This window comes from Neorhizobium tunisiense, from assembly GCF_039631515.1.
Lineage (GTDB): Bacteria > Pseudomonadota > Alphaproteobacteria > Rhizobiales > Rhizobiaceae > Neorhizobium.
On the sequence record NZ_JBDIUU010000011.1, the window covers coordinates 181,740 to 204,024 of the forward strand.

General features: G+C 58.1%; 23 protein-coding genes and 2 tRNA genes. 12 read left to right on the forward strand and 13 right to left on the reverse strand.

The annotated features are described in order from the left end of the window. Window positions 1-52 precede the first annotated feature (52 nt). From ABCW43_RS26870 to ABCW43_RS26930, 13 genes are all read right to left on the reverse strand, one after another. A complete protein-coding gene (locus tag ABCW43_RS26870) occupies window positions 53-2,167 on the reverse strand; it encodes an FkbM family methyltransferase (protein WP_345930209.1) in 2,115 nt (704 codons plus the stop codon). Window positions 2,168-2,307: 140 nt separating this feature from the next. Beyond that, window positions 2,308-3,090 carry an FkbM family methyltransferase gene (locus ABCW43_RS26875; RefSeq protein ID WP_345930210.1) on the reverse strand — a complete coding sequence of 261 codons (783 nt, stop codon included), beginning with the start codon at window positions 3,088-3,090 and terminating at the stop codon, window positions 2,308-2,310. Window positions 3,091-3,191: 101 nt separating this feature from the next. Further along, window positions 3,192-3,380 (reverse strand): hypothetical protein, encoded by a 189-nt coding sequence (locus tag ABCW43_RS26880; RefSeq protein ID WP_345930212.1) that lies wholly within the window; start codon window positions 3,378-3,380, stop codon window positions 3,192-3,194. A gap of 209 nt (window positions 3,381-3,589) precedes the next feature. Beyond that, window positions 3,590-4,510, reverse strand: coding sequence for a glycosyltransferase family protein (locus tag ABCW43_RS26885; protein WP_345930214.1), 921 nt, complete (start codon window positions 4,508-4,510; stop codon window positions 3,590-3,592). A gap of 205 nt (window positions 4,511-4,715) precedes the next feature. Then, window positions 4,716-5,939, reverse strand: coding sequence for a glycosyltransferase family 4 protein (locus tag ABCW43_RS26890; RefSeq protein WP_345930216.1), 1,224 nt, complete (start codon window positions 5,937-5,939; stop codon window positions 4,716-4,718). Next, complete coding sequence (locus tag ABCW43_RS26895; RefSeq protein WP_345930218.1) at window positions 5,939-6,712, reverse strand: class I SAM-dependent DNA methyltransferase; 774 nt, start codon at window positions 6,710-6,712, stop codon at window positions 5,939-5,941. Before ABCW43_RS26895 ends, ABCW43_RS26890 begins: the two co-directional genes overlap by 1 nt. Beyond that, window positions 6,709-7,818: a DegT/DnrJ/EryC1/StrS family aminotransferase gene (locus tag ABCW43_RS26900; protein WP_345930220.1), complete on the reverse strand. Its 1,110-nt coding sequence runs from the start codon at window positions 7,816-7,818 to the stop codon at window positions 6,709-6,711. Before ABCW43_RS26900 ends, ABCW43_RS26895 begins: the two co-directional genes overlap by 4 nt. Next, complete coding sequence (locus tag ABCW43_RS26905; RefSeq protein ID WP_345930221.1) at window positions 7,815-8,291, reverse strand: cupin domain-containing protein; 477 nt, start codon at window positions 8,289-8,291, stop codon at window positions 7,815-7,817. The genes ABCW43_RS26900 and ABCW43_RS26905 overlap by 4 nt, the downstream gene beginning before the upstream one ends. A gap of 143 nt (window positions 8,292-8,434) precedes the next feature. Continuing rightward, entirely contained in the window at window positions 8,435-9,694 is a 1,260-nt protein-coding gene (locus ABCW43_RS26910) for a glycosyltransferase family protein (RefSeq protein ID WP_345930223.1), read from the reverse strand. 199 nt (window positions 9,695-9,893) lie between these two features. Continuing rightward, on the reverse strand, window positions 9,894-10,709 hold the full coding sequence (locus ABCW43_RS26915; RefSeq protein WP_345930225.1) for a methyltransferase, TIGR04325 family: 816 nt from the start codon (window positions 10,707-10,709) through the stop codon (window positions 9,894-9,896). Between the two features lie 280 nt (window positions 10,710-10,989). Next, window positions 10,990-12,786 (reverse strand): ABC transporter ATP-binding protein, encoded by a 1,797-nt coding sequence (locus ABCW43_RS26920; RefSeq protein WP_345930227.1) that lies wholly within the window; start codon window positions 12,784-12,786, stop codon window positions 10,990-10,992. Between the two features lie 514 nt (window positions 12,787-13,300). Continuing rightward, window positions 13,301-13,651, reverse strand: a complete 351-nt coding sequence (locus ABCW43_RS26925) for a hypothetical protein (RefSeq protein ID WP_345930229.1) — start codon at window positions 13,649-13,651, stop codon at window positions 13,301-13,303. Window positions 13,652-13,921: 270 nt separating this feature from the next. Then, window positions 13,922-13,996 (reverse strand) — tRNA-Thr (locus tag ABCW43_RS26930). A 152-nt stretch (window positions 13,997-14,148) separates the two neighbouring features. Here ABCW43_RS26930 and ABCW43_RS26935 point away from each other — a divergent pair. The 12 genes from ABCW43_RS26935 (at window position 14,149) to ABCW43_RS26990 (ending at window position 22,126) form a co-directional block, all read left to right on the forward strand. Beyond that, on the forward strand, window positions 14,149-14,400 hold the full coding sequence (locus tag ABCW43_RS26935) for a hypothetical protein (RefSeq protein ID WP_345930230.1): 252 nt from the start codon (window positions 14,149-14,151) through the stop codon (window positions 14,398-14,400). A gap of 124 nt (window positions 14,401-14,524) precedes the next feature. Next, a complete protein-coding gene (murA, locus tag ABCW43_RS26940) occupies window positions 14,525-15,817 on the forward strand; it encodes a UDP-N-acetylglucosamine 1-carboxyvinyltransferase (protein WP_345930232.1) in 1,293 nt (430 codons plus the stop codon). Window positions 15,818-15,957: 140 nt separating this feature from the next. Continuing rightward, window positions 15,958-16,800, forward strand: a complete 843-nt coding sequence (locus tag ABCW43_RS26945; RefSeq protein ID WP_345930234.1) for an oxidoreductase — start codon at window positions 15,958-15,960, stop codon at window positions 16,798-16,800. Between the two features lie 173 nt (window positions 16,801-16,973). Next, on the forward strand, window positions 16,974-17,264 hold the full coding sequence (locus tag ABCW43_RS26950; RefSeq protein ID WP_345930236.1) for a hypothetical protein: 291 nt from the start codon (window positions 16,974-16,976) through the stop codon (window positions 17,262-17,264). Window positions 17,265-17,713: 449 nt separating this feature from the next. Then, entirely contained in the window at window positions 17,714-18,148 is a 435-nt protein-coding gene (locus ABCW43_RS26955; RefSeq protein ID WP_345930238.1) for a DUF2948 family protein, read from the forward strand. A gap of 67 nt (window positions 18,149-18,215) precedes the next feature. Next, window positions 18,216-19,529 (forward strand): histidinol dehydrogenase, encoded by a 1,314-nt coding sequence (gene hisD, locus ABCW43_RS26960; RefSeq protein WP_345930240.1) that lies wholly within the window; start codon window positions 18,216-18,218, stop codon window positions 19,527-19,529. Between the two features lie 3 nt (window positions 19,530-19,532). Beyond that, window positions 19,533-20,006 (forward strand): UPF0262 family protein, encoded by a 474-nt coding sequence (locus ABCW43_RS26965; RefSeq protein WP_345930242.1) that lies wholly within the window; start codon window positions 19,533-19,535, stop codon window positions 20,004-20,006. Window positions 20,007-20,008: 2 nt separating this feature from the next. Further along, window positions 20,009-20,500 (forward strand): arsenate-mycothiol transferase ArsC, encoded by a 492-nt coding sequence (locus tag ABCW43_RS26970; RefSeq protein ID WP_345930244.1) that lies wholly within the window; start codon window positions 20,009-20,011, stop codon window positions 20,498-20,500. A gap of 166 nt (window positions 20,501-20,666) precedes the next feature. Further along, window positions 20,667-20,885, forward strand: a complete 219-nt coding sequence (gene infA / locus ABCW43_RS26975) for a translation initiation factor IF-1 (RefSeq protein WP_004435948.1) — start codon at window positions 20,667-20,669, stop codon at window positions 20,883-20,885. Between the two features lie 26 nt (window positions 20,886-20,911). Continuing rightward, window positions 20,912-21,532 (forward strand): Maf-like protein, encoded by a 621-nt coding sequence (locus ABCW43_RS26980; RefSeq protein WP_345930272.1) that lies wholly within the window; start codon window positions 20,912-20,914, stop codon window positions 21,530-21,532. Between the two features lie 128 nt (window positions 21,533-21,660). Further along, on the forward strand, window positions 21,661-21,870 hold the full coding sequence (gene yacG, locus ABCW43_RS26985; protein ID WP_040124545.1) for a DNA gyrase inhibitor YacG: 210 nt from the start codon (window positions 21,661-21,663) through the stop codon (window positions 21,868-21,870). A 180-nt stretch (window positions 21,871-22,050) separates the two neighbouring features. Next, window positions 22,051-22,126 (forward strand) — tRNA-Phe (locus ABCW43_RS26990). The last annotated feature ends 159 nt before the right edge of the window (window positions 22,127-22,285 follow it).

Below are 22,285 nucleotides of genomic sequence, written 5' to 3' on the forward strand. Positions count from 1 at the left end.
TGGCAGTCTTCTATCTGCTTATTGTCATCTGTAGAGGATGATAAGCCTCTTATCATCGGCCTTTGCCGAATAGACGCAGCAATTTAGATCCAGCCCGTTTCGCTCTATTGGAAAATCGCTTCCTTTCCCGGCGTGCTCTCACCTCCTTGTTCAGAAATTCAATACCTTCCTGCTCCGCGAGCCGATCCCGCAACAGCACTTCGGAGTTCCAAGGCTCAAAGTCCAACAGGCGTCGCTCCGCTAGACTGGGTCGCGAAAACCTCTTTGCATTTCCATTGAGCAAGGCGGCGAGAAATGAAAAAGAACTGTTGGCTATGGCCAGGAAGTCCGCTTCTACCATAGCAGCGAAGTCGACGAAGAAGTCATACTGCGACTTTTCGATCCCGGGTATATCCTTGGCTGTGATGACATTGAACTCGTCAAAATCCGTAGAAATTGAATCCAAGTCATCTGTGGCAATGAAAACAGTCAAATCTTTATGGATTTGCTTAAGCTCTCTAAGCCATTGAATATACCATTCGTTAGGAGCCAAGAAGAAGTATTCGTAGCCATAGTCGCCTCTTCGCAAATGTATTGCGGCTACCGCTCCCCCCTGAGATTCAAAAAAAACTCTGATCTTTTTGCTTATTTCTTCGAACTCATTCTTGAACGCGAACTCCTTTAATATCGTTTCCTTTCTCCATTTATAATAGGGCATTTCATACTGGAAAAATCCGGAAAAGTCCGTACTTGGAAATGTGGAAGTTGAATTGGCGATGCTGCAGCTTCTCACATCGCTATCGGTTTGGGCTTTGCTGAACGGCAAATCAGGAAGAATGCTGCCCGGCTTCACATGAAAAATCTGGTCGCCCGCCCACGGGGGATTAAATCCGCGGTAGCCCATCTCCTCTGCATATGTATGCAGAAACATGTACTGAAAGGCTTGGTTTGCGAACCTGCCTAGATTCCCTAGTCTCGAAAAAGTTACCTTGGGGCGCTTCACATACAATGCATCACCCCATTCGGGGCTAAATGGTGTTGATGTCCGGACCCGGACGAAGTCTTTGTGGTAAAGGAACTGATCGAGGTCATAAATTAACGGGCAGCCTTTGTACAGTTCCGAGTAGTTCACCTCCAGCTGAATGGCGTCTATATAATTCAATTGGTTAGTTGCGCCCTCAAGCGCGAGCAACTCCGCCCCTTGGATGTCCATTACCAGGAGATTGATTCTCTCGCTTTCGATATCGAGCTCCCGAACGATCTGATCTATGGTTTTCGTCTCTACGGAAATGCTTTTCTCCACCGCAATGCTCGGATAGAGTTCTGCGTGACGTTTTAAGTCAAGTAGAGAGCTTGATTGATCCATAGAGGTCACATTAAAAGTCGCTCTCCCAGAAGAGCTGGAGGCGGCGGCCTCAACAACTTTTACGTCTGTATCTTCCAAAAATTTCTGACGCAATGAGTTTGCTAAAGTTGGATTGGCTTCCACAAAGACAACCGGTGAAATATTAAGTTGCCTGTATTTCTCACGCTCGGCTCCCGAGTGAGCTCCGATATGGAGGACGCCACGAAGAGCGATGCCATGTCGCTTTATATCATCAACAAAAAGATTTATGCTCGGTTTCCTGCGAAGAAACAGATCGGTAAGCCTATCATTTACGGCAAGGAAGTTGGCGAATCTCGATGTTCCTTTGTTTTTAAGCTGGTAAACCTTGGCGCCCTTGATGCCGAAAACTGAGTATCCTTTCCGCGTTAGAAACGCGATAATTTCTAGTCGCGCCTCCTCCGTCTGTTCCGTGAAATACAGGTAATCGATTATACCGTGGCTGATGAGGTGCGGTGAGCGGCGCAGAATGCTTAAGGTATCAACCTCGGCTGTCGTAACGAGGAGGGATATCTGTTTGGCTCGTCCACTCCAAAACTCATCCAGCGTCGTGAAGACAGAGCTTATTTGATCCGCGCTGTCATTGACGGACGGGTTGAGGTTGTCAACTCGAATCTCCCGTGCAACCGCCTCAAGCGCTCCGTCGTCGCGTGTCTCGAGACGATGAAGGGTGGCTCCGGCAGCAGTTTGCATATCCCGCAGCCATGCGACATTCGCTTTGCCAAGGAGGACGAGATCGCTTCCAGGCCCAATTTTCATATTGCCGAGCGTAATTCTCCGTCTCTTTTTGAAGAGTTTTTTCATTGTGTTTCTCAAGCCATTCCATGTAGACCGTTGCAATTTGCGTAGTCTATGTTTTCAACGCTTCTCGCACCGCTGTTCTGCTCGTTCGATATATGACGTATATCGAGGTGGCTTCAATGAAGCCATGCCGAGGTTACGGATCATTTCGTAAGGGAGCCGTTCGTCTTCTTAACGGCAATATAGTTCGTTGTAAGAAAAACCTCCTCGTATTCCGAATATTCTGGGATTGGAACAGGCCCTAAAGGCGATATCCGGAATAATTTGAAGTCGTGTTTTGCGAAAAAATAGAAAAAATCCTGAAAGAAAGTGCGAGAGTCAATATTGGTGCCGCCAAATTCAAACTGAAACACCCTTACAAAATTTATTGCCTCTCCAAAACCCTTAAGCGCTTCAAGTTCGGCGCCTTCAATATCAAGCTTGACGAAATCAATGGTAGCTCTTTCCAGTTCATTCGCCCAATAATTTTCAAAAGCAATAACCTGGACCGATTCCGAATGGTCAAAGTTGATCGAATAGTGGTCAAGTCGCCGCTTCGTCAGGCTGGCGATTCCGGAGCCGACCTCGTCATACCAGAGTTGGGAATCTCCGGCTTGGCTGGAGAGAGCATACGGCTCTATTTGTATATTCTTTTCTTTTCCAAACTTATCGTGAAGAATTTCGATGTTGTGCTGAGATGGCTCAAATATAACAATTGATGTTTGAGGAAATTTTTTGATTATTTCTTCTGTGTATTTCCCTTTGTTGCCTCCGACATCGATGCAGAGCGTGGGGTCTTTCTCTTGAAAAAATTGAGCGACGTTCTTGAGCTCTGTCTCGACAGATGCAGCTCTCGGCCCCTTTCCTTGCAGGTACTGAACTTTTCGTTCAATACGGCGCAGAATCTTGGTTGCTTTCCTTAGGATGAATGGCCGAAGATTCGTCATCAATTCTTCCGTAAATTCAAAGGTTAAGAGGTTCGTTTTGGACCGAAGTTTCTGGAAATCAGCACGCTTCCTGCATGGCCATTAGTAAGGTTACTCTTGGTTCATGCCAAAACCATATCTGTTTCCGATGAACCTACCCGCGCCATATTCTGAAGCATATTAGCGCCAAGTTCGACATAGAATCCGTTGTCGTAATCGATATGTTTCTCGATCTTCCGATTCAGTTCGTTGAGCCGAAAATACGTGCTGACAGCTTCTTTTTCCCGAAGGGAGAGGCGCAGTTTGGACATCGAACTTTAACTCCGGAGTTTCCAAAACGAAGCGATTGCCGTTCCCGGAGCCCTACGTATTGGGAATATGACTCTTGCCGGCAACATCATACCGCGCGAGAGCTGTATTATACCAACGCCTAAATATACTGGGAGCATGCATAAATCCCGTTAGGCTGAGTGACAGAGGGCGATAGAGCGACGGCGATCTGGCTGGCACATTTTTGCCGTCAGCGTTTGGGGAATATCTTTCGCAGGATGCGCTTTAGCTTCTTTTCCTTTTTCTTTCGATAGCAATGCTCGCGCATATAGATATCGTCGGCGAGGAAGTTCGTTGCGGGCACCTGCGGATGGCGTAGTGGAAACTCCACACCCTGCCGGGGCAGTTCGGCCACATTGCTCGCATCCAGGGTATGGGTTGCGTCTGCCCGGAAGCCCAGATTGCTGATAAGGTTGTGCTGCGGCTGTATGCTGATCTGCCTTTGAAGCCACTGCGAAAAGATGAACTGATAGCCCCAAGCGTCAAGCCCGCCCTCGAATACCCGATTGAACGCCTTGATCCAGTGTTCAAATTCGTCGGGATAGGCGACGGTGTTCAGCCACCCGTTATCCCGCAAGGTTCCCCAGTGGGATATCGAAACGTCATAGTTTTGCCAGACTCGGCGCCAGGTGGCCCAGCCCCAGATGAGCGGGTACCGACTGAAGAAATAGCTGTCCTCGACCGCTACCCGATCATGCGTGAAATTCGAGCCATTGATGGAGCCGACGCGCTCGTCATTCTCGTATTTTTCCAGAAGTTCGGTGCAATAGGGGAAGAAGCTGGGATCAGGCAGGCAGTCGTCTTCAATGATGATCGCGCGATCGGTCTGCGAGAATACCCAGTCCAGCCCAGAGGAAATCCGCTTGCGGCAACCCAGGTTTGTGTCTGAATAGTTCCGGAAGACCTCGCAGTCCCAGTCGATGTTCTCGACTACCTGCCGCGTCCTGGCACATTTCTCGGCTTCGTTGGCGCGGTCTGCTCGCGGACCGTCGGCGATGATGAAAAGCTTGCTGGGGCGCGCCCTGGCAATCTCCTGGAACACCGATTCCGTGAGATCTGGCCTGTTGAAAATGATGAAGACTACTGGGGCGATCGGTTTTGCTTCGTTCATCTATCCACTCGATTACGGACCTGAAGGGATCGAAATCGCCGTCCAAAGTCTGGAGACCGCCTTAAAACGGATGGAGTTGCACGACACCGGCACAGCGTCCATTCCGTCCGGTCTCGTAAACCAGATTTGTCCTTTGAGCAAGCGAGGGACGTGCGGGAGAACGGTGGGCTTGCGAACGCCGCAGGTGAACGATCCTGCACCGAATTCAGGCTGCCACAGGCATCCTCGAGGCCAGGCGGGTCAGCAGCAGCCTCAGCCGGTCTTCTGCGGTGTGCCTTTCGCGTTCGAAATGCTCTAGGCGCCGGCGGCCCAGCTCTTGCCAGTGGCCATCGCCCGGTCCTTGTGCAAGCCGTTCAATACAGTCGGCAAGCGAATGCGCGTCGTCCGGGTCGAAGAGAAGTGCGGCATCGCCTACGAAATCGGCAAATCGCTGCGGATAGAGGACCGGTTTGCCCAGCACCCATGCCTCCATGGGCGGAAGATTGGATGGGCCGAAATAGCTCGGCATGACCAGCGCTTTAGCGCCCTGATATAACAGGCTCATATCCTCGGACGGCACGAAGCCGAGGAAATGTGTGTTGCCCGATACTCCGAGACGTTCCGATATGCGCCTGATCGCGCCGGCATGTCCCTGGTCGCCCCCCGCGAAGACGATGCTGGGCGCGGTGCCGTTGCGCTTGGACAGAAGCGAGCAGGCCTCAAGCAACCTGACATGATTCTTGTGTGCCCAGAATTGCGCCGGATAGAAAAGGTAACCTGGGGCAAGGCCGTAACCTTCGAGCACCTTAGCGAGCGCGCCCGGAGCTGAAGTCGCCTCCCGCAGCAGCGGCGCGGGAGAAAAAGGCATCTCAATGAAGCGGTCGCTTGCGACGCCGTAGCGCTGTGACGCCAAATGGCTGGTGTGAAGCCCGTCGGTCAATGTCGTGGCCGCCTTGACGACGGCGCGTGAATAGAGCTCTTCGCGCTTTTCGAACTCTCGCTTTTCGGTGACCTCGGGGAACTCGGGATGTTCCAGATGACAGAGATCCCAGATCGTGAAAATGTAAGGCGTCGCCTGGAGGTCGAGTGCATATCCGCTCGGTGCAGTGAAGTAGACGAGATCTATTTCCTGCCGCTTTATCTCAAGCTCGAATTCCGTCATCTCTTCACGCCGTCTGCGCGCGGACTGGAAGGCCTGGGCGATCTTCTTGGACAGCTTGCGCTTCGGCTTGACGAAATGCCGAACCTTCAAGCCGTAGGTGGCAAGGGTTGCGATATTGCTTTCTATGGTCGTATAGATTTCGACGTCATAGGGTTCCGGCGCGATCCGCAGCATCTGCAGGGCGGCAGTGATCGATTGGTTGAAGCCACCCCCGACGGAAATCCTCTTTTCCAGAATCACCGCGAGTTTGAGCCTGGACTTCGCCACTGCATCCTCTGTCGCCATCATCAGTGCCCGGTTTTCTCAACGAGATAGTAGACACTCCAGGTGTCCCGCGAAGGCGAACTCCGGGTCAGCCACTCGCCGGTCTCCGTCAGCTTCAAACCGGCGGCTTTTATGTGGCGTTGAATTTCAGCCGGGAAAAAATACCGCATCGGATGGAGTTCCTCGAAACTCGAGATCGCCCCGGTCTTCTTGTCTTCGACGAAGAAGGTGAACTTGACGGTGACGACATGTGCGTTGCTATCATGCTGCGGCTCCGCGATCCGGACAATCTTGAGATTGTCGTTTTCGGCCCGGCGGACACGGGTTTCAGGGAGCACATGCTCGACGGCCGGCCCGTGCCAGAGGTCGAAGAGAGCAACGGATCCGTCTGACATGTGGGCGCTTAATGTCGCGAATGCAGCCGCCACGTCGGCTTCATCTGTCTGATAGCTCATGACATGGAACAGCGAGACAACCGCATCGAACGACCGTCCGGCATCAAAGTTCCGGAAATCGCCCTGCGTGAAGCGCGCGCACCCTTCAGGGATATCGGCCGCCATGCCTCTTGCTTGCGCCTGCGCGAGCATGTGAGCGCTCAATTCCACGCCCAGAGTTTCGAAGCCGCTTTTGGCCAGCAGCAGATCGTGCTGGCCCGTGCCGCAGCCAAAATTCACCAGGGTGCGGGCACCTGGCGCAGTCTCCCGCACCAGTTGCGCGACGAACTCAGCCTCTTTCGCATAATCCTTGCCGGCGTTGAGTGTGTCATAGATTTCCGCGTAATTCGCGAACACGCTCATCGTACGATCTCGCGGACTGCACTGGCGACCTCGTCGATATCCGCGTCCGACAGTCCAAGACCGCTTGGAAGATAAAAGCCGTTGGCACCGATATGCTCCGAGACCGGATGATGTTCACCTGCGAAAAGCCCCATCTTCTCGAAGACCGGCTGGCGATGCATCGGCCAGAAGAATGGGCGCGTGCCGATCTTCCGGCTGGACAGGGCCGAAACGATCTCGGCGCGGGTCTTTTTCGCCGAGGGGCGGACCACCAGACCGAAAACCCAGTAGATATTGTCGGCATAGTTGGTCGAGCGCGGAGCCCTGTCGAAGCAGTCGAGATCGCCCAGGCGCTCTTCATAGGCCGCGCCGATCGCTCTCTTGCGCGAAACGACGTCATCCAGCTGTTCGACCTGCGCCAGCCCCAGGGCAGCCTGCAGGTTGGACATCCGGTAGTTCCACCCCAGCTCGTGATGCACAAATCTTTGCTCCTCGATGAAGCAGAGATTTCGAAGCGAGCGTGACCGCTCGAGCAGTTCGGGGTCGTCCGACAGGACCATGCCGCCTTCGCCCGTCGTGACATGCTTGTTGGGATAGAAGCTGAATATGCTGATATCGCCAAAACTGCCGCAGGGTTTTCCCTTGTAGGTCTGCCCATGCATCTCAGCGGCGTCTTCGATGATTTTCAGGCCATGACGCCTGGCCAGTTCGAGGATCGGGTCCATATCGACGGGCAGACCATAGATATGCACCACCATGATCGCTTTTGTGCGGGGCGTGATGCGCTGCTCGACAGCCTCTGCCGTCATGTTCCAGGTGATGGGATCGCAGTCGACCACGACCGGTGTCGCGCCGGCGCGAACGACGGCGGCGGCACAGGAGATGATGGTGAATGTCGGAATGATGACTTCGTCGCCCTCTCCGATCTTCAGAGCCTTGACGGCGACGTCCAGGGCGCATGTGCCATTCGCGACCGCGACGCCGTCCGCGCGCGAAACCTTGGCGGCAAAGGCTTTCTCAAAGCGGCGAACGAAGGGGCCTTCGGAGGAGACCCAGCCGCTCTCGATGCACTCCGCGAGGTATTCGGCTTCCCGCCCCTTGAATGACGGTGTGTTGACGGGGATCATGGAGCCTTCACCTTCTGGTCTGGATCGATCGAAAAATGGGCGGGTGGCAAGGAGATGATTTCCTGCTCCGACGCCCCTTCGAAGATGGTTTTGTCTTCGTTTCCGGCATAGGGGCCTTGCTTGACCTCCAGCATCTCAACGGGCTCAAGCATCTTGAAAGCGTGTCCGCCGGAAGTCAGCATCAGCACATCGCCCGCGCCGAGCTCTTCTGACCCGATATATTGCTGTTCGGAGGTGTAAAAATCGGCCCGCAGACGGCCGCTCTTGATGACGAGCACTTCCTGGGTCAGATGGACCGCCCGCTCGTTCAGATTGTGATAATGGGGCCGGATATATTCGCCCTCGGGGCGTTTCATATAGGCCAATTGCTGCGAATAGCTTCCATCCGTCACGAATGTCACACCCGGTGAGGTGAATTTGCTGGATATGATGATCGCAATCTCTGTCCCGTTGAAACTTATCCGCTTAATCATTTTTCATCCCAGGATGTGTGGCCCATCGGAAGCGTATACCCCTACTGTTGCGGTGTATCTAGCACCTGTCGCGGACATCCAGAAGATTTAGTAGCCCAAAATCGGACAGCCAGCCCAAAGAAGACCGGTTCGGTCTGGCCGACTTATGAACCCTGCTGCCGATTATGCAACGAGGTGTTCAATACGCGCAGAAGCGGGTTGGCAGCGAGGGTATCCTGGAAATAAGCGGCTGCGCGGGCGGTAGCTTGCCGAAAGCTCTCGGGATTGGCTGCGATGCGCAGAATAGCTTCCGCAAATTCCCGATCGGTCGTCGCAGCCACGCCGTTTCCATGCGAAAGAAACGCCATCATCGACATCCCTCGGGTGTGGATGATCGGCTTATGCGCCGCGACGGCATCTTGAACGACACCGGATCCCTGGTGGCTGTAAATAGCCGTTTCGTAAGGCAGCAGAACCGCGTCTACCGAATGAAAAAGCTGCTCGAATTCCTCCGGCGAAATGCGATTGTCCTGCGGAGAAACAAAGACATTCCGCTCACCCTTCAGAAATTCTTGTAAAGCCGCGTAGACGCCGCCCTCACGAAAATCCGCCGCCGAACCCTGGATGACGAAATCTATTGGCGCCGTCGATCCGGCCTCCGCCAACTCGGCAAGTGCCGCGACGATATCTGTGAGCCTTTGGCTGCCTTTCTCGGGTCTCGGTTCTCCGAAAACGCCTATTCGAAATCTTCCGCCTTGATCGATCCCAAGACTGGGGGGCATTGCGACAGGCATGCTGCAAGGCAGGTAAAACCCGCCTTCCACAGGCATGCCAAAGTTCTGGCGGAAATAAGCGGCGAGCTCCTCGGTCTCGGTGAACAGGAAAATGTTCGCAGGCAGCTTCCCAAGGATCGCACGCAGTCGCTTTGAACGGATCCTGCCGTTTCGGTCACCCAGTTCCGAATTGAGAAAACGGAGGCAAATCCTGGGTGCTCTATCTGCGAACATAGTGGTCAGCTCGATGGCTGACTCAAGGGCATCGAGGTCTGCCGTCGGCACGATGACGAGATCATCCGGACCCAGTTGCAGGCTGCGGCATATCCCCGCCAACGGCGCCCCAAACGCCGAGAGGGGCAACCTGAGCGTATGCGCAGATTTAAGGGCGCCGAATACCGCCCCCAGCCTTTGGGATACATTCCCATATTGCAGTCGCGATCGCAGTCGAGCGAGCTTAACGGACCGCGCGGCAAGCTTTCCGGCCGCTGCTCCCATGAACCCGTCATAGGATTCTCCTGCCACGAAGTTTGTATCATGGTCCGGAAGCAACATACTCAACGCAGAAATCTGGGTATGATGATGCCCGCGATTGTGCTCGAGCTTTCGCTCCACGACCAGAAGTTTTTTTCGCTTTATCGCCTCGGTCATCGCCCGTACCCTCATGCAGCCCTGCGTCCACCATTCCGTCAGGAAGGTGTTATACGAGGTACTAAGATGTTCGGGGCAGGTGCCTCTTTTCTAGGAATAAGGCAACTAAACGATTCGTTTGACACAAAACTGGATCTGGCGCTGATAACTGGGCGGCCTAGCGCGTGTGACAGCCGATCGAGACCAGATCTTGGCTGTTTCAAATCCCAGTGCCTTTCAGGTCGCAGAAATACCCGTACATATGAAACTGAGGGCCCTGCCGTCGATAGGCCTGACCTTCCTCTATGGAGAAGCGAATAGAGTAGCGTTGCCTGATCAGGTGTTCCGCCGTTGCTTTACCTACAAAGGTGATTGGATACTCAATCTCGTGATCTACAAATCCGGCGGGTAAAGACCCAGGGCCATTGTCAGAAAGGCGCGATCTTTGAAGTGTAATTACCTTTTCATCGATCGTGTTGAATGCGGTCCGCGTGATAAACAGATACCTGGCTCCCACCTCAAGCAACATTGAAAAAAACATTAGCGGGTCCGGGGTATATTGTAGGGCGCCACTGGTGAAAACAAGATCGACCTGACCAAGATCGGAAGCAGCGTCAGCAATATTGTCAAAGAATTTCAACCCTCCCCCTGCTAGCGTTCTGTTCGCAGCACGTACCATGGGCTCTGTTTCTATCACGTTCCATCGTATATCACGATCCGCACCCAGCGCCGCGCGGACAATCGAATAATGATTACCGCCAGCACCGCCAAAGTCCAAAATGCGGAGGGTGGTCATTGGCGCCATCGACCCGATTCCAATCATAATGCGCAGAGAATCTAACGGTATTGTTGCGCCAGACCGCAAGTTGTCTCTGAAAAGGAGGTTCTTTTCTACTACTAGATTAACAAGATCTTCCGCTGCATAGCCTTTGCCGCCGCAAGAAGTCAAAGCGTCCTCATAGGTATCAAACCAGATAGGTGATACAGAAACGCGCGAGGAGGCTTTTCTAAAGATCGTTCTGAATATAAGTTTCATTCCCTCCATCACAATTCCACGTCTGATGTACCAAACAGACTATGTCTGCCTCTCACATGCGAGAGAGAGCACTGCCAGTTGCAGATTAGCAGCTATCTGACTTCAATCCAAGGTAAGGTCTGAACGTTCCCTAGGTCTTCAATATTAGCTTGCAAGGAGGTCGCCACCATCGTTTTGGAGTATCTTCTGCAGCAAAAGTCAATCCAGAACCAGCCGAAACGATAGTCGGTGGAATGATGCTGAACGCATCGGTAGTGCAGCCTAACGCAGGCCTTTCTCATCATGGCTGGACATTTTTTATTCGACCGTTCTCTTCCGGCGCCTTTAGGTTGTTGAGGCGTGCGTATAGGCCGTCCTTTCGGTTGGCGAGCTGTTCATGGGTGCCTTCTTCGACTGCCCGTCCTTCGTGCATGACGATGATCTTGTCGGCGTTGACGACCGTCGAGAGGCGATGGGCGATGACGACGACGGTTCGTCCGTCCATGGCCGAATCGAGTGCCCTTTGCACGGCGGCTTCGGATTCGTTGTCGAGCGCGGAGGTGGCTTCGTCGAGAAGAAGGATCGGTGCGTTGCGCACGAGCGCGCGTGCGATCGACAGACGTTGCCGCTGGCCGCCGGAGAGGGTCATGCCGTGTTCGCCGACCGGTGTTTCGTACCCCGCCGGCTGCTTGAGTATGAACTCGTGGGCATGGGCGAGGCGGGCGGCTTCCTCGACTTCGGCATCGGTCGCCTCGGGCCGTCCATAGCGGATGTTGTCGCGGATCGTTCCTTCGAACAGGTAGGGCTGCTGCGTGACATAGGCGAGGCTGTGCCGCAGCGACGCCTTGGTCACATGGGCGATGTCCTGTCCGTCGATCAGGATCTGGCCTTCGGCCGGGTCGTAGAAGCGCGGGATCAGCGAGATGATCGTCGACTTGCCGGCGCCCGACGGGCCGACCAGGGCGGTGGTCTTGCCGCCTTCCGCGACCAGGTCCACCCCCTTGAGGATCGGCTGGCCGCTGCCATAGGCAAACACGACACCCTTCAGTTCGATCTGCGCCTTGGTGACGACAAGGTCGGGTGCGTTCGGATTTTCCCGCTGCAATGGCTGCATGTCGAGCAGATTGTAGATCATCCGGGCGTTGATGACGGATCGTTCGAGCTGCACCTGCATCCGGGCCAGCCGGCGGGCCGGGTCGTAGGCCATCAGGAGGGCCGTGATGAAGGCGAAGAAGGCGCCGGGGGCAACGTCGTCATAGATCGAACGGAATGCGGCATATCCGATCACGCTGGAGATCGCCACGCCTGCGAATGTCTCGGTGAGCGGCGCGGTGCGTTCAGACAGGCGGGCAATCCGGTTGCTCTGTCTTTCGGACGTCTCGATAATGCGCCGGACCTTCTGCTCCAGCTGCTGTTCCATGGTGAAGGCTTTGACGACGGTAATGCCCTGGATGGTTTCCTGCATGGCGCCCAGCACCTTGCTGCTGACCTCGACGGCTTCGCGCGTCACGCTGCGCAGCCGCTGCGACAGGTAGCGGATCGCAAGAATGAGCGGTGGCGCCACGGCAAACACGATCAGCGAGAGAACCCAGTCCTTGGAAATCATCACGACGATCAGCGACGCCAGGGTCAGCAGATCGCGCGCAGTCGATGTGACCACCAGGTTGAGGACGTCTCTTATGCCGCCGATATTGTGGCCGACCTGTCCGGCGAGTTGGGCCGATCGCGATTCCGCGAAAAAGCCGACCGATAGCTTCATGATATGCGAATAGAGACGCTGCTGATAGCGGGCGACGATATTGTTGCCGATCTTGGAGAGCGTCACCGCCTGACCGTAGGTCGCCAGGCCGCGAATGACGAAGGCTGCAAAGATCGCAAAGCAGATGACGAGGACCATGTCGGCCCGTTTGTTGGCGAAAGCCTCGTTGACAACCGACTCCATGATCCACGCCGTGAAGGCGGTGGACATGGCTGTCACGACCAGGCAGGAGATCGCAAAGACATAACCGCGGAGATGATCCCTGCCGTTTTCGGCGATCACCCGCTTGAGGACGCTGGTCACAGTGCCCGGATCCAGGTGGTTCTTCGTGGCTTTCAAATTGGCTCCCGCTCGTCGCACCCGACGATAACTTCTCACATGGGTGGCGTAATAAACGCTCGGAGACCACTTTGCCAACCGCGCAATATACGATTCTCCACCGCCGTTGCGCGCGTGCATGGCGCGGTACGAGGCTTTTCGCCGCTGTGAAAGTATTCTGGTGCGCTCACAGTTCCTTCGATTCGCCCGGCGGGAACTGATGGAAACGATCGTGCGACTGGTTGATGTGATCGGATATGGGACGGTTTGTAACTGCTGTTGTGCGCCTCACCGCGGTCATAGCGCGGTGAGGCGCGAGAAAGCAGAAGCCTACGGGAAGGCCCACGGGCTCTCTGCCGGCCTATGGTTTCATATCACCTTTCCCAAATACGGGCACCGCCTGCCTTACAAGTAGAACGTGGACCATCTCCGCTGCATCCGCGGAACGCCAGTACATGCTGGGCCGCGCGCCGAAGCCGCACAAGCTGGTCCGGCACCGTTCGCGGTCAAGCCTCGCTGCGCTGCCCGAAAGCCCTTAAGCTCGCGGACATCCGGGAGCCCGGGAGATAATAACTGAATCCGGGCGGCCACGGCTCCCGCCGCGCTTGCCGTACCCGCCGATAAAATAGTAATTACGGTTCGCCCTGCTGATATACGGGTCGTCCAGATGACGTGAGGCGGCGGCTAGAGCTTCACGCGGGCCGCAGCCCGAACGCTCATAGCGGCGCTCGTATCGCCGATCATAGTCATCGGGGCGCTCGATCCGCATGCCACGCTCTCCGAATTCAAATTCGAACCCTTGGGCAGTGGCAGGCGCAGGTTGAATACTGATGCCGACAAGCAAGGCCGATATGCCCGCCAGCAATCCGAGTTGTTTCGCTTTCATTTGTTCTCTCCAGCAACGGTAATAAGCCAAATTAGCAGAGCTAAAATGAACGGCAGCATAACAAGTTCCGTTCGCTCTCGGATCATCGCCTTTGGCGTTCACGCTTAATAATAGAAGGGAGAATTGAGGGAGAATTGCCGAGAGACGGCAAGAAGCGTCTCGCCGGAGGAGGCGCGGCCTGTGGGCAACTCGGGCCAAGCTCTGCAGCGCCTCGATTGACGGGAGCCGTCAATGAGTGGGCAAGTCCGAACCGCTTTTCCAGAAGGAAAATGGTGCTGCTAGAGAGATTTGAACTCTCGGCCTCTCCCTTACCAAGGGAGTGCTCTACCCCTGAGCTATAGCAGCGTCAGCCGGCGCGAAAGACCCGCGTCGTCGGCAGCGGCCTATTGCCATAGGTTCACCGGCAGCGCAAGCCGCAAATTCCAAGTTCTTTGCCAACGAGTGGGGAAAACGTCGCTTCCGCTTTCAAGAAGCCCGCTTTTTAGATATGGAGAGCCATGGTGAATGATGAAGAACGGCACGATCCAGAAGGCGCAGATATCGGCGAAGGCCGCGGCGACAGGGCCCGCAAGGCGGCCGCAGCGCGCGAGCAGCAGCGCAAGGCAAAGGCTGCGGCCAAACTCCGCGAGAATCTGATGCGCCGCAAGACCCAGGCGCGGGCGCGCCGGGCCGGCGAGGAGGATTCAACACAAGGGTTGCCCGCTGCAAAACAGGGACTGCCTGCCGCAAAAACGGACGAATCATCATAGCTTATGCGCCGAGACGGGGCAGCGGGCAGGCTATTCAGGCAGGCCATTTCAGCAATCATTGAAGCAGCGGCGGATTTCGTTTAAGGACGCCACCTTTCGCGCTCAGAAGGAAGAGTTACAACTTATGGATCGCATCAGAATTGTGGGCGGCAACGAACTCAAGGGCACCATTCCGATCTCGGGAGCGAAAAACGCCGCTCTGCCGCTGATGATCGCCTCCCTTCTGACGAGCGATACGCTGACGCTCGAAAACGTGCCGCATCTGGCCGACGTCGAACAGCTGCTGCGCATCCTCGGCAATCATGGGGTCGATGTCGCCGTCAACGGCCGACGCGAGCGCCAGGAAGAGGGCTATTCCCGCACCATCAACTTCACCTGCCGCACCATTGTCGATACGACCGCCCCTTACGAGCTGGTCTCGAAGATGCGGGCGAGCTTCTGGGTCATCGGACCGCTGCTCGCCCGCGAAGGCCAGGCGCGCGTTTCGCTGCCCGGCGGCTGCGCCATCGGCACGCGCCCGGTCGATCTCTTCCTCGAAGGCCTCCAGGCGCTCGGTGCCACCCTGGAAGTCGATGGCGGTTATGTGAATGCCACGGCGCCCAAGGGTGGCCTGATTGGCGCCACTTACGTCTTCCCGAAAGTCTCCGTGGGCGCCACCCACGTGATGATGATGGCGGCGACGCTTGCCCGCGGCACGACGGTGATCGAAAACGCCGCACGCGAGCCGGAGGTTGTTGATCTTGCAAAATGCCTGACCGCCATGGGTGCCAAGATTTCCGGCGCCGGCACCAGGACCATCACCGTCGAGGGCGTCACCTCGCTCTCCGGTGCCCGCCACCGCGTCCTGCCGGACCGCATCGAAACCGGCACCTATGCCATGGCGGTCGCCATGGCCGGCGGCGACGTCGTGCTCGAGGGCACCGAAGCATCGCTGCTCGACAACGCTCTCGACACGCTGCGGCTGGCCGGCGCCCAGATCACCGAGACGGAAAGCGGCCTGCGCGTCGTGCGCAACGGCAACGGCATCCAGCCCGTCGATATCACCACCGAACCTTTCCCGGGCTTCCCGACCGACCTGCAGGCGCAGTTCATGGCGCTGATGACCCGCTCCTCGGGCGTCTCGAACATCACCGAGACCATTTTCGAAAACCGCTTCATGCACGTTCAGGAACTCGCCCGCCTCGGCGCCAGGATCTCGCTGTCCGGCCAGAAGGCCCGTGTCGAAGGCGTGACGCGGCTGAAGGGTGCCCCGGTCATGGCGACCGACCTGCGCGCCTCCGTGTCGCTGGTCATCGCCGGCCTTGCCGCCGAAGGCGAAACCATGGTCAGCCGCGTCTACCATCTCGATCGCGGTTTCGAGCGGCTGGAAGAAAAGCTCACCCGCTGCGGCGCGCTGGTCGAACGCGTCAGCGACTGAGCGATCCGAAAGGCTGATATTTTGCGAAGGACGGCAGGGCATTGCCCTTGCCGTCCTTTTTTGCGTTTCTATCTCTTTGAGACGTCCATCCCTTTCCCGCCTCATATTGTTTGATCCGGCACCCCACGGAGATTTTCCCCATGACCGATATTCATGCCCCCGTCTGGTTCATCACCGGCTGCTCCACCGGCTTCGGCCGCGAACTCGCCAAGCTGACGATCGAGCGCGGCTGGCCGACCGTCGTCACTGCCCGCGGCAAGGATCGGGTGGCCGATCTGGCTGAAGGCAAGGATCATGTCCTGGCTCTCGATCTCGACGTGACGGACATGAAGCAGATCGCCGATGCGGTTTCCGCCGCCGAACAGACGTTCGGCCGCATCGACGTACTGGTCAACAATGCCGGCTACGGTTACCAGGCCTCGATCGAGGAAGGCGAGGAGGACGAGATCCGGGCGATGTTCGACGCCAATGTCTTCGGGCTGTTCGCCATGACCCGCGCCGTGCTGCCGGGCATGCGTGCCCGGCGCAAGGGCCACATCCTCAACATCACCTCGATGGCCGGCTTCATGGGCCTCCCGAGTTCCGGCTATTATGCGGCGAGCAAGCACGCGGTCGAAGGCTTTTCCGATGCGCTCGCCCATGAAGGCGCGCCGCTCGGCATCAAGGTCACCTGCGTCGAGCCGGGGCCGTTCCGTACCGACTGGGCGGGCCGCTCGCTGAAGCAGACGCCGAGCACGATCGCCGACTATGCCGAGACCGCCGCCGCCCGCATGGGGGCGACATCCGGTTACAGCGGTCGCCAGCCGGGCGATCCGGTGCGCGCCGGCGAAGCGATGATCGCCGCGACAGAGGCGGCGGAAGCCCCCCGCCACCTGGTCTTGGGGGCCATCTGCTACAACGCCGTCACCCAGAAACTGAAGGAGCGGCTGGCCCAGATCGAACTCTGGGAGGACATCAGCCTTTCCGCCGATTTTCCGAGCTGAAGCGCGACGCGCTGGCGGCCGCGGCCCTTATCGGCATCGCCCAATGGGCGGGGCGGCTGGTCGATTTCCTCGGCGGCCGGCGGTAGTCGAGCTTCGCCACCGGCCTTGCCGCCACGGCACTGTTCCTGCTGAGCTTCATCGTTCTTCTGCTGACCAGCAACTTCACCGGCGCAATGCTGTTCGCCACTTTATACGGCCTTGCGAGTGGCATCACCGCCGTCATCCGCGCCGCGCTGCCGCTGCAGATTTTCCCCGCCGGCGCCTATCCCCGCGCATCGGCGCAGCTCGCTGTGCCCCTCAACCTCTCCTTTGCCGCCGCCTCACCGGTATTCACTGCCATCCTCACCTCCGCCGGTCCCCACGCCGCCCTGTGGTTGGCCCGGGTCATCTCGATCTTCGCCTTTTCAGCGCTTCTCGGCCTTTTGCTGCTGCACCGCCGCACGCTCCGTCTGCAATCCCCTTGAGGACCGGGGACGAAAAGCGGCCGGCCGGCATTTGCCGTCGTGTTTTATCAAAGGCTTGGCAGATTTTTAACCCCGCCGACGTCCCCGCGGCCAAGGCACCGGGCAATAATGGCCGCGTCATCAGATGGGAACCGGGTTCGCGAACCGGCTGCCTTCACCAAGGTTCGAAAGCGCCCGGTTCCGATGACGGTCGTCAAAGCGGCGACGGAGGGCTCGGAAATCCTCCGGAAACCGAAAAAGCGATCGGGGCAGGCGGAAACCTACCTCACATCACCATTCAATGCCCTGCCTGCCCCATTCCCGTCTTCAAACCGCGCCGTACGTCAGTTGGCGCGGATAAAGGTGCGTTCTGTCTTGGGCCGCGCCGTTGCTTCTTGCCTCGCCACATCCTATCTCAAGTCCTAGGAACTTTCGCGTGAATGCGCGCCTCTGGATGGATATTGGAAGCGATGACCGACTTGAAGCTGCTGGCCCTTGATACGGACGACCTGGGCGTCATTTCCGCCCATATGCAGGATGCGGTCTTCAAGGTGGGCGACGTGCGCTGGTCGCAGCCCGAGCGCAACTTCTCGCTCGCGGCCAACCGCTTTGTCTGGGAGAATGCCGCGGCCAAGCAGCGCAAGGGCTTCGAACGCCGCCGTGCGGCGATCGTCTTCAAGCGGGTCGAGGCCGTCCGTTCGACCGGCGTCAACCGCGGCCGCCCGGACGAGGTCCTGTCGCTACTCGCGATCACCTTCTCGCAGAAGGGCGATGGCCCGGAAGGCACGATCGAACTCGTCCTGTCCGGCAAATCGACGATTGCGCTCGATGTCGAATGCATCGAAGTTGCTCTTGCGGATGTCGGCGGCGCATGGGAAACGGCGTCTAAGCCCCGTCATCCCTGATCCGGCCCCTTTGCCCGAATGGCCCGACCGGGATAACATCGTTTTTTGAGTTGGAAGGAATATCCGCTTGGCAATCTGGCTGGATCAGGCGTCGCAGGACTTTGAGGCGAAGTTTTCCGCATTTCTCTCCACCAAGCGGGAGGTCTCGGAAGATGTGAATACGGTGGTGCGGGCCATTATCGACGATGTGCGCGCCCGTGGCGACCAGGCGCTGATCGACTATTCCGCCCGTTTCGACGGTATAGATCTCGCCAAGGTCGGAATAAAGGTGACCGAGGCCGAGATCGACGCGGCGCTTGCCGCGACTGACCGGAAGGTCATCGATGCCCTGACGTTTGCCGCCGGGCGCATCGAGCGCCACCATGCCCGCCAGATGCCGAAGGACGACCTCTACGAGGATGCGATCGGCGTCGGCCTGGGCTCGCGCTGGACGGCGATCGAGGCGGTCGGCCTCTATGTTCCCGGCGGCACCGCCAGCTATCCGAGCTCGGTGCTGATGAATGCGGTGCCGGCGAAGGTCGCCGGCGTGCCGCGCGTCGTCATGGTCGTGCCGGCGAATGGCGGAACGATCAATCCGGCGGTGCTCGCCGCTGCCCGTATCGCCGGCGTCACCGAGATCTATCGCATCGGCGGCGCCCAGGCCGTGGCGGCACTCGCCTATGGCACCGAGACGATCGCCCCGGTCGCCAAGATCGTCGGCCCCGGCAATGCCTATGTGGCGGCCGCCAAGCGGCATGTCTTCGGCACCGTCGGCATCGACATGATCGCCGGCCCCTCGGAAGTCCTTGTCATCGCCGACGGCGAGAACGATCCGGACTGGCTGGCGGCCGACCTGCTCGCCCAGGCCGAACACGATGCCGGCGCGCAGTCGATCCTCGTCACCGACGACGCCGAACTCGGCAAAGCTGTCGAGGCGGCCGTCGAACGCCAGCTGAAGACCCTGTCGCGATCGGAAACCGCTGCCGCGAGCTGGCGCGATTTCGGCGCCGTAATCCTGGTGCCGGACCTGCAGGCCGCGCTGCCGCTCGCCAACCGCATCGCCGCCGAGCACCTGGAGCTTGCGGTCGCCGATCCCGACGCGCTGCTGCCCGGCATCCGCAATGCCGGCGCGATCTTCATCGGCCGCCATACCCCGGAAGTGATCGGCGATTATGTCGGCGGCTCCAACCATGTGCTGCCGACGGCACGCTCGGCGCGGTTCTCCTCCGGCCTTTCGGTGCTCGACTTCGTTAAGCGCACCTCGATCCTGCGGCTCGGCCCCGACCAGCTTCGCCAACTGGCGCCCGCGGCGATCACACTTGCCCATTCCGAAGGGCTCGATGCCCATGCCCGTTCCGTCGCCATCCGCCTGAACGGGCTCCCCCTCGACGACGAGGGCTGACGGATGGGGGCAGCGGTCTACCGGCTCTACGACGTCGTTCTGGACGACTCGATCGGGCGCTCGACGCCCGATGTGGAACATGAGCGGGCGGTCGCCATCTTCGATCTCGTCGAGGAAAACTCCTTCGAGCCGCTCGGCCATGTCGGCGGCCCCTACAAGCTGAAGCTGTCGCTGGTCGACAGCAAGTTGGTGCTCGGCATCACCACGGACAAGGACGAGCAGGTCGCGACCCATATCCTGTCGCTGACCCCCTTCCGGCGGATCATCAAGGACTATTTCATGATCTGCGAGAGCTATTACGAGGCGATCCGCTCCTCGACCCCGAGCCGCATCGAGGCAATCGACATGGGCCGGCGCGGCGTCCATAACGAGGGCTCGCAGACGCTGATGGACCGCCTCGACGGCAAGATCCGCGTCGATTTCGATACCGCGCGGCGGCTTTTCACGCTGGTCTGCGTGCTCTACTGGCGCGGCTGAACATGGAGGCAGTGCCCGCCCCGGAGACGAAGATCGAGACGAAGGCCAAAAAACCGGGCGCCATCCTTTTCATGTGCGGCTTCAACGTCATCCGTTCGCCGATGGCGGAGGCCATTGCAAAGCGGCTGCTGCCTCCCGATATCTACGTCCAGTCGGCGGGCGTGCGTTCCGGCGAGCGCGATCCCTTCGTGGATGCGGTGCTGGAGGAGGTCGGGCTTTCGATCGGCCGCCATCAGCCGCGTACGCTGGAGGAACTCGAGGACGATTTTTTCGACCTGATCGTCACGCTGACGCCGGAAGCCCACCATGCCGCGCTGGAACTGACCCGTTCAAATGCCGTGGACGTGGTCTACTGGCCGACCATGGACCCGACCGCTGCGACAGGCACCCGCGACCAGATGCTCGATGCCTATCGGGAGGTTCGCGACCATCTCTGGAAGTTGATCGACGAGCGCCTTTCCGGCATCAACCGGCATCCGGCCGAGACGGCCTGAAACGGCCCGCCTCGACGCTCCACACAGGCCGGTTGAAACGACATTGAGAATAGCGCTCAAGCTAGGTTCACAAAGCGGACATGATTGTGTAGTTTCCGCGCAAATTTCCGGGCGGGCGAAAACAAGCTTTGCCGGCCCAAACCCAACACAGGAAGAAAACCTATAGATGGCTAAAGAAGAAGTCCTCGAATTCCCGGGCGTCGTGACCGAACTCCTGCCCAACGCGACATTCCGCGTGAAGCTCGAAAACGAACACGAAATCATTGCCCACACCGCCGGCCGCATGCGCAAGAACCGCATCCGCGTTCTCGCCGGCGACAAGGTGCTCGTCGAAATGACACCCTACGACCTGACCAAGGGCCGCATCACCTACCGCTTCAAGTAATCCTTAATCTTTCGCGGCGGGCTCTCATGGCGCTGGAACAAAAGCTGATACTGGCCTCCGGTTCTCCGCGCCGCCTCGACCTCCTCAACCAGGCCGGTATTACGCCGGCGCGGCTGATGCCGATGGATATCGACGAGACGCCGAAGAAATCCGAACATCCGCGTTCGCTCGCCCGCCGTCTTTCGACCGAAAAGGCCGAAGCGGCGCTTAACGCCATCAGAAACGACCCGGCCTGGCGGCACAGCTATATCCTGTCGGCCGACACGGTGGTCGCCGTCGGCCGCCGCATTCTCGAAAAGACCGAATATACGCAAGAAGCCTCGTCCGCCCTGCACCTGCTCTCCGGGCGTGGCCACTGGGTCTATACCGGCATCTGCCTGATCACCCCCGGCGGCCAGTTCCGGCAGAAGGTCGTGCAGACCAAGGTGCGCTTCAAGCGGCTTTCCACCCGCGAGATCGAAAACTATATCGCGTCCGGGCAATGGCGCGGCAAGGCAGGCGCCTACGCGATCCAGGGCATTGCCGGATCGTTCGTCCAGAAACTCGTCGGCTCCTACAGCAATGTCGTCGGCCTGCCGCTTTTCGAGGTGACCGGACTTCTGGCCGGCGAAGGCTTCGACGTGGTGGCGGCCTGGCCGGAGGGCTGAAAGAGGCGGGTTCGGACGGCGCAGGCCGATGGAGCAGGCCGAAAGGTGCTCTGGCTGCGCCCGCAGGGTGTCATCGGAGTTAAGGCTCCCGAATGCGCCATGCCCCTGTAGAAAGGAGTATTCAAAAGATGACATCAGAACCGATCAAGACGGGCGGCAAGGTCGAGCCGCTCCGGAAGACGAGGCCCTGCCCGGAATGCGGCAAGCCGTCGGCGCGCGACCACTATCCCTTCTGCTCCGACCGCTGCCGCACGCTCGACCTGTCACGCTGGCTGACGGGCTCCTACGCCATTCCGGTCTCGGACGACGAGGCCAAGGCCGACGGTTCGGACGACTGAGCCGGGCAACTGGCCGGACAAGCGGGTGACTGTTTTTGTTCAGGAAATCGCGATTTTCGCAAACCTGTCAAAAAAGTGGGCTCTGGCGCTGGACATGGCCGAACAAGATGTTATAACCCCGCTCGCTCCGGGGGAAATGCCCCCGCCGGCCTCGGGCCGGAAGGCTTCATAGGCCTCGATGCCCGGATAGCTCAGTTGGTAGAGCAGCGGATTGAAAATCCGCGTGTCGGTGGTTCAAATCCGCCTCCGGGCACCATTTTTTCTCTAAGAAATCAAGCGTTTGGTGTCTGCGCTTGTCAGCGTGTTGTGTCCATGTTGCAAGATTCCCAATGATTGCAGCGGGTGTCTAGGTGTTGCAAACAAGTCCGTGCAACACACTTGCAACACGAGGCCGATCAGGACACGGCATCCAAAG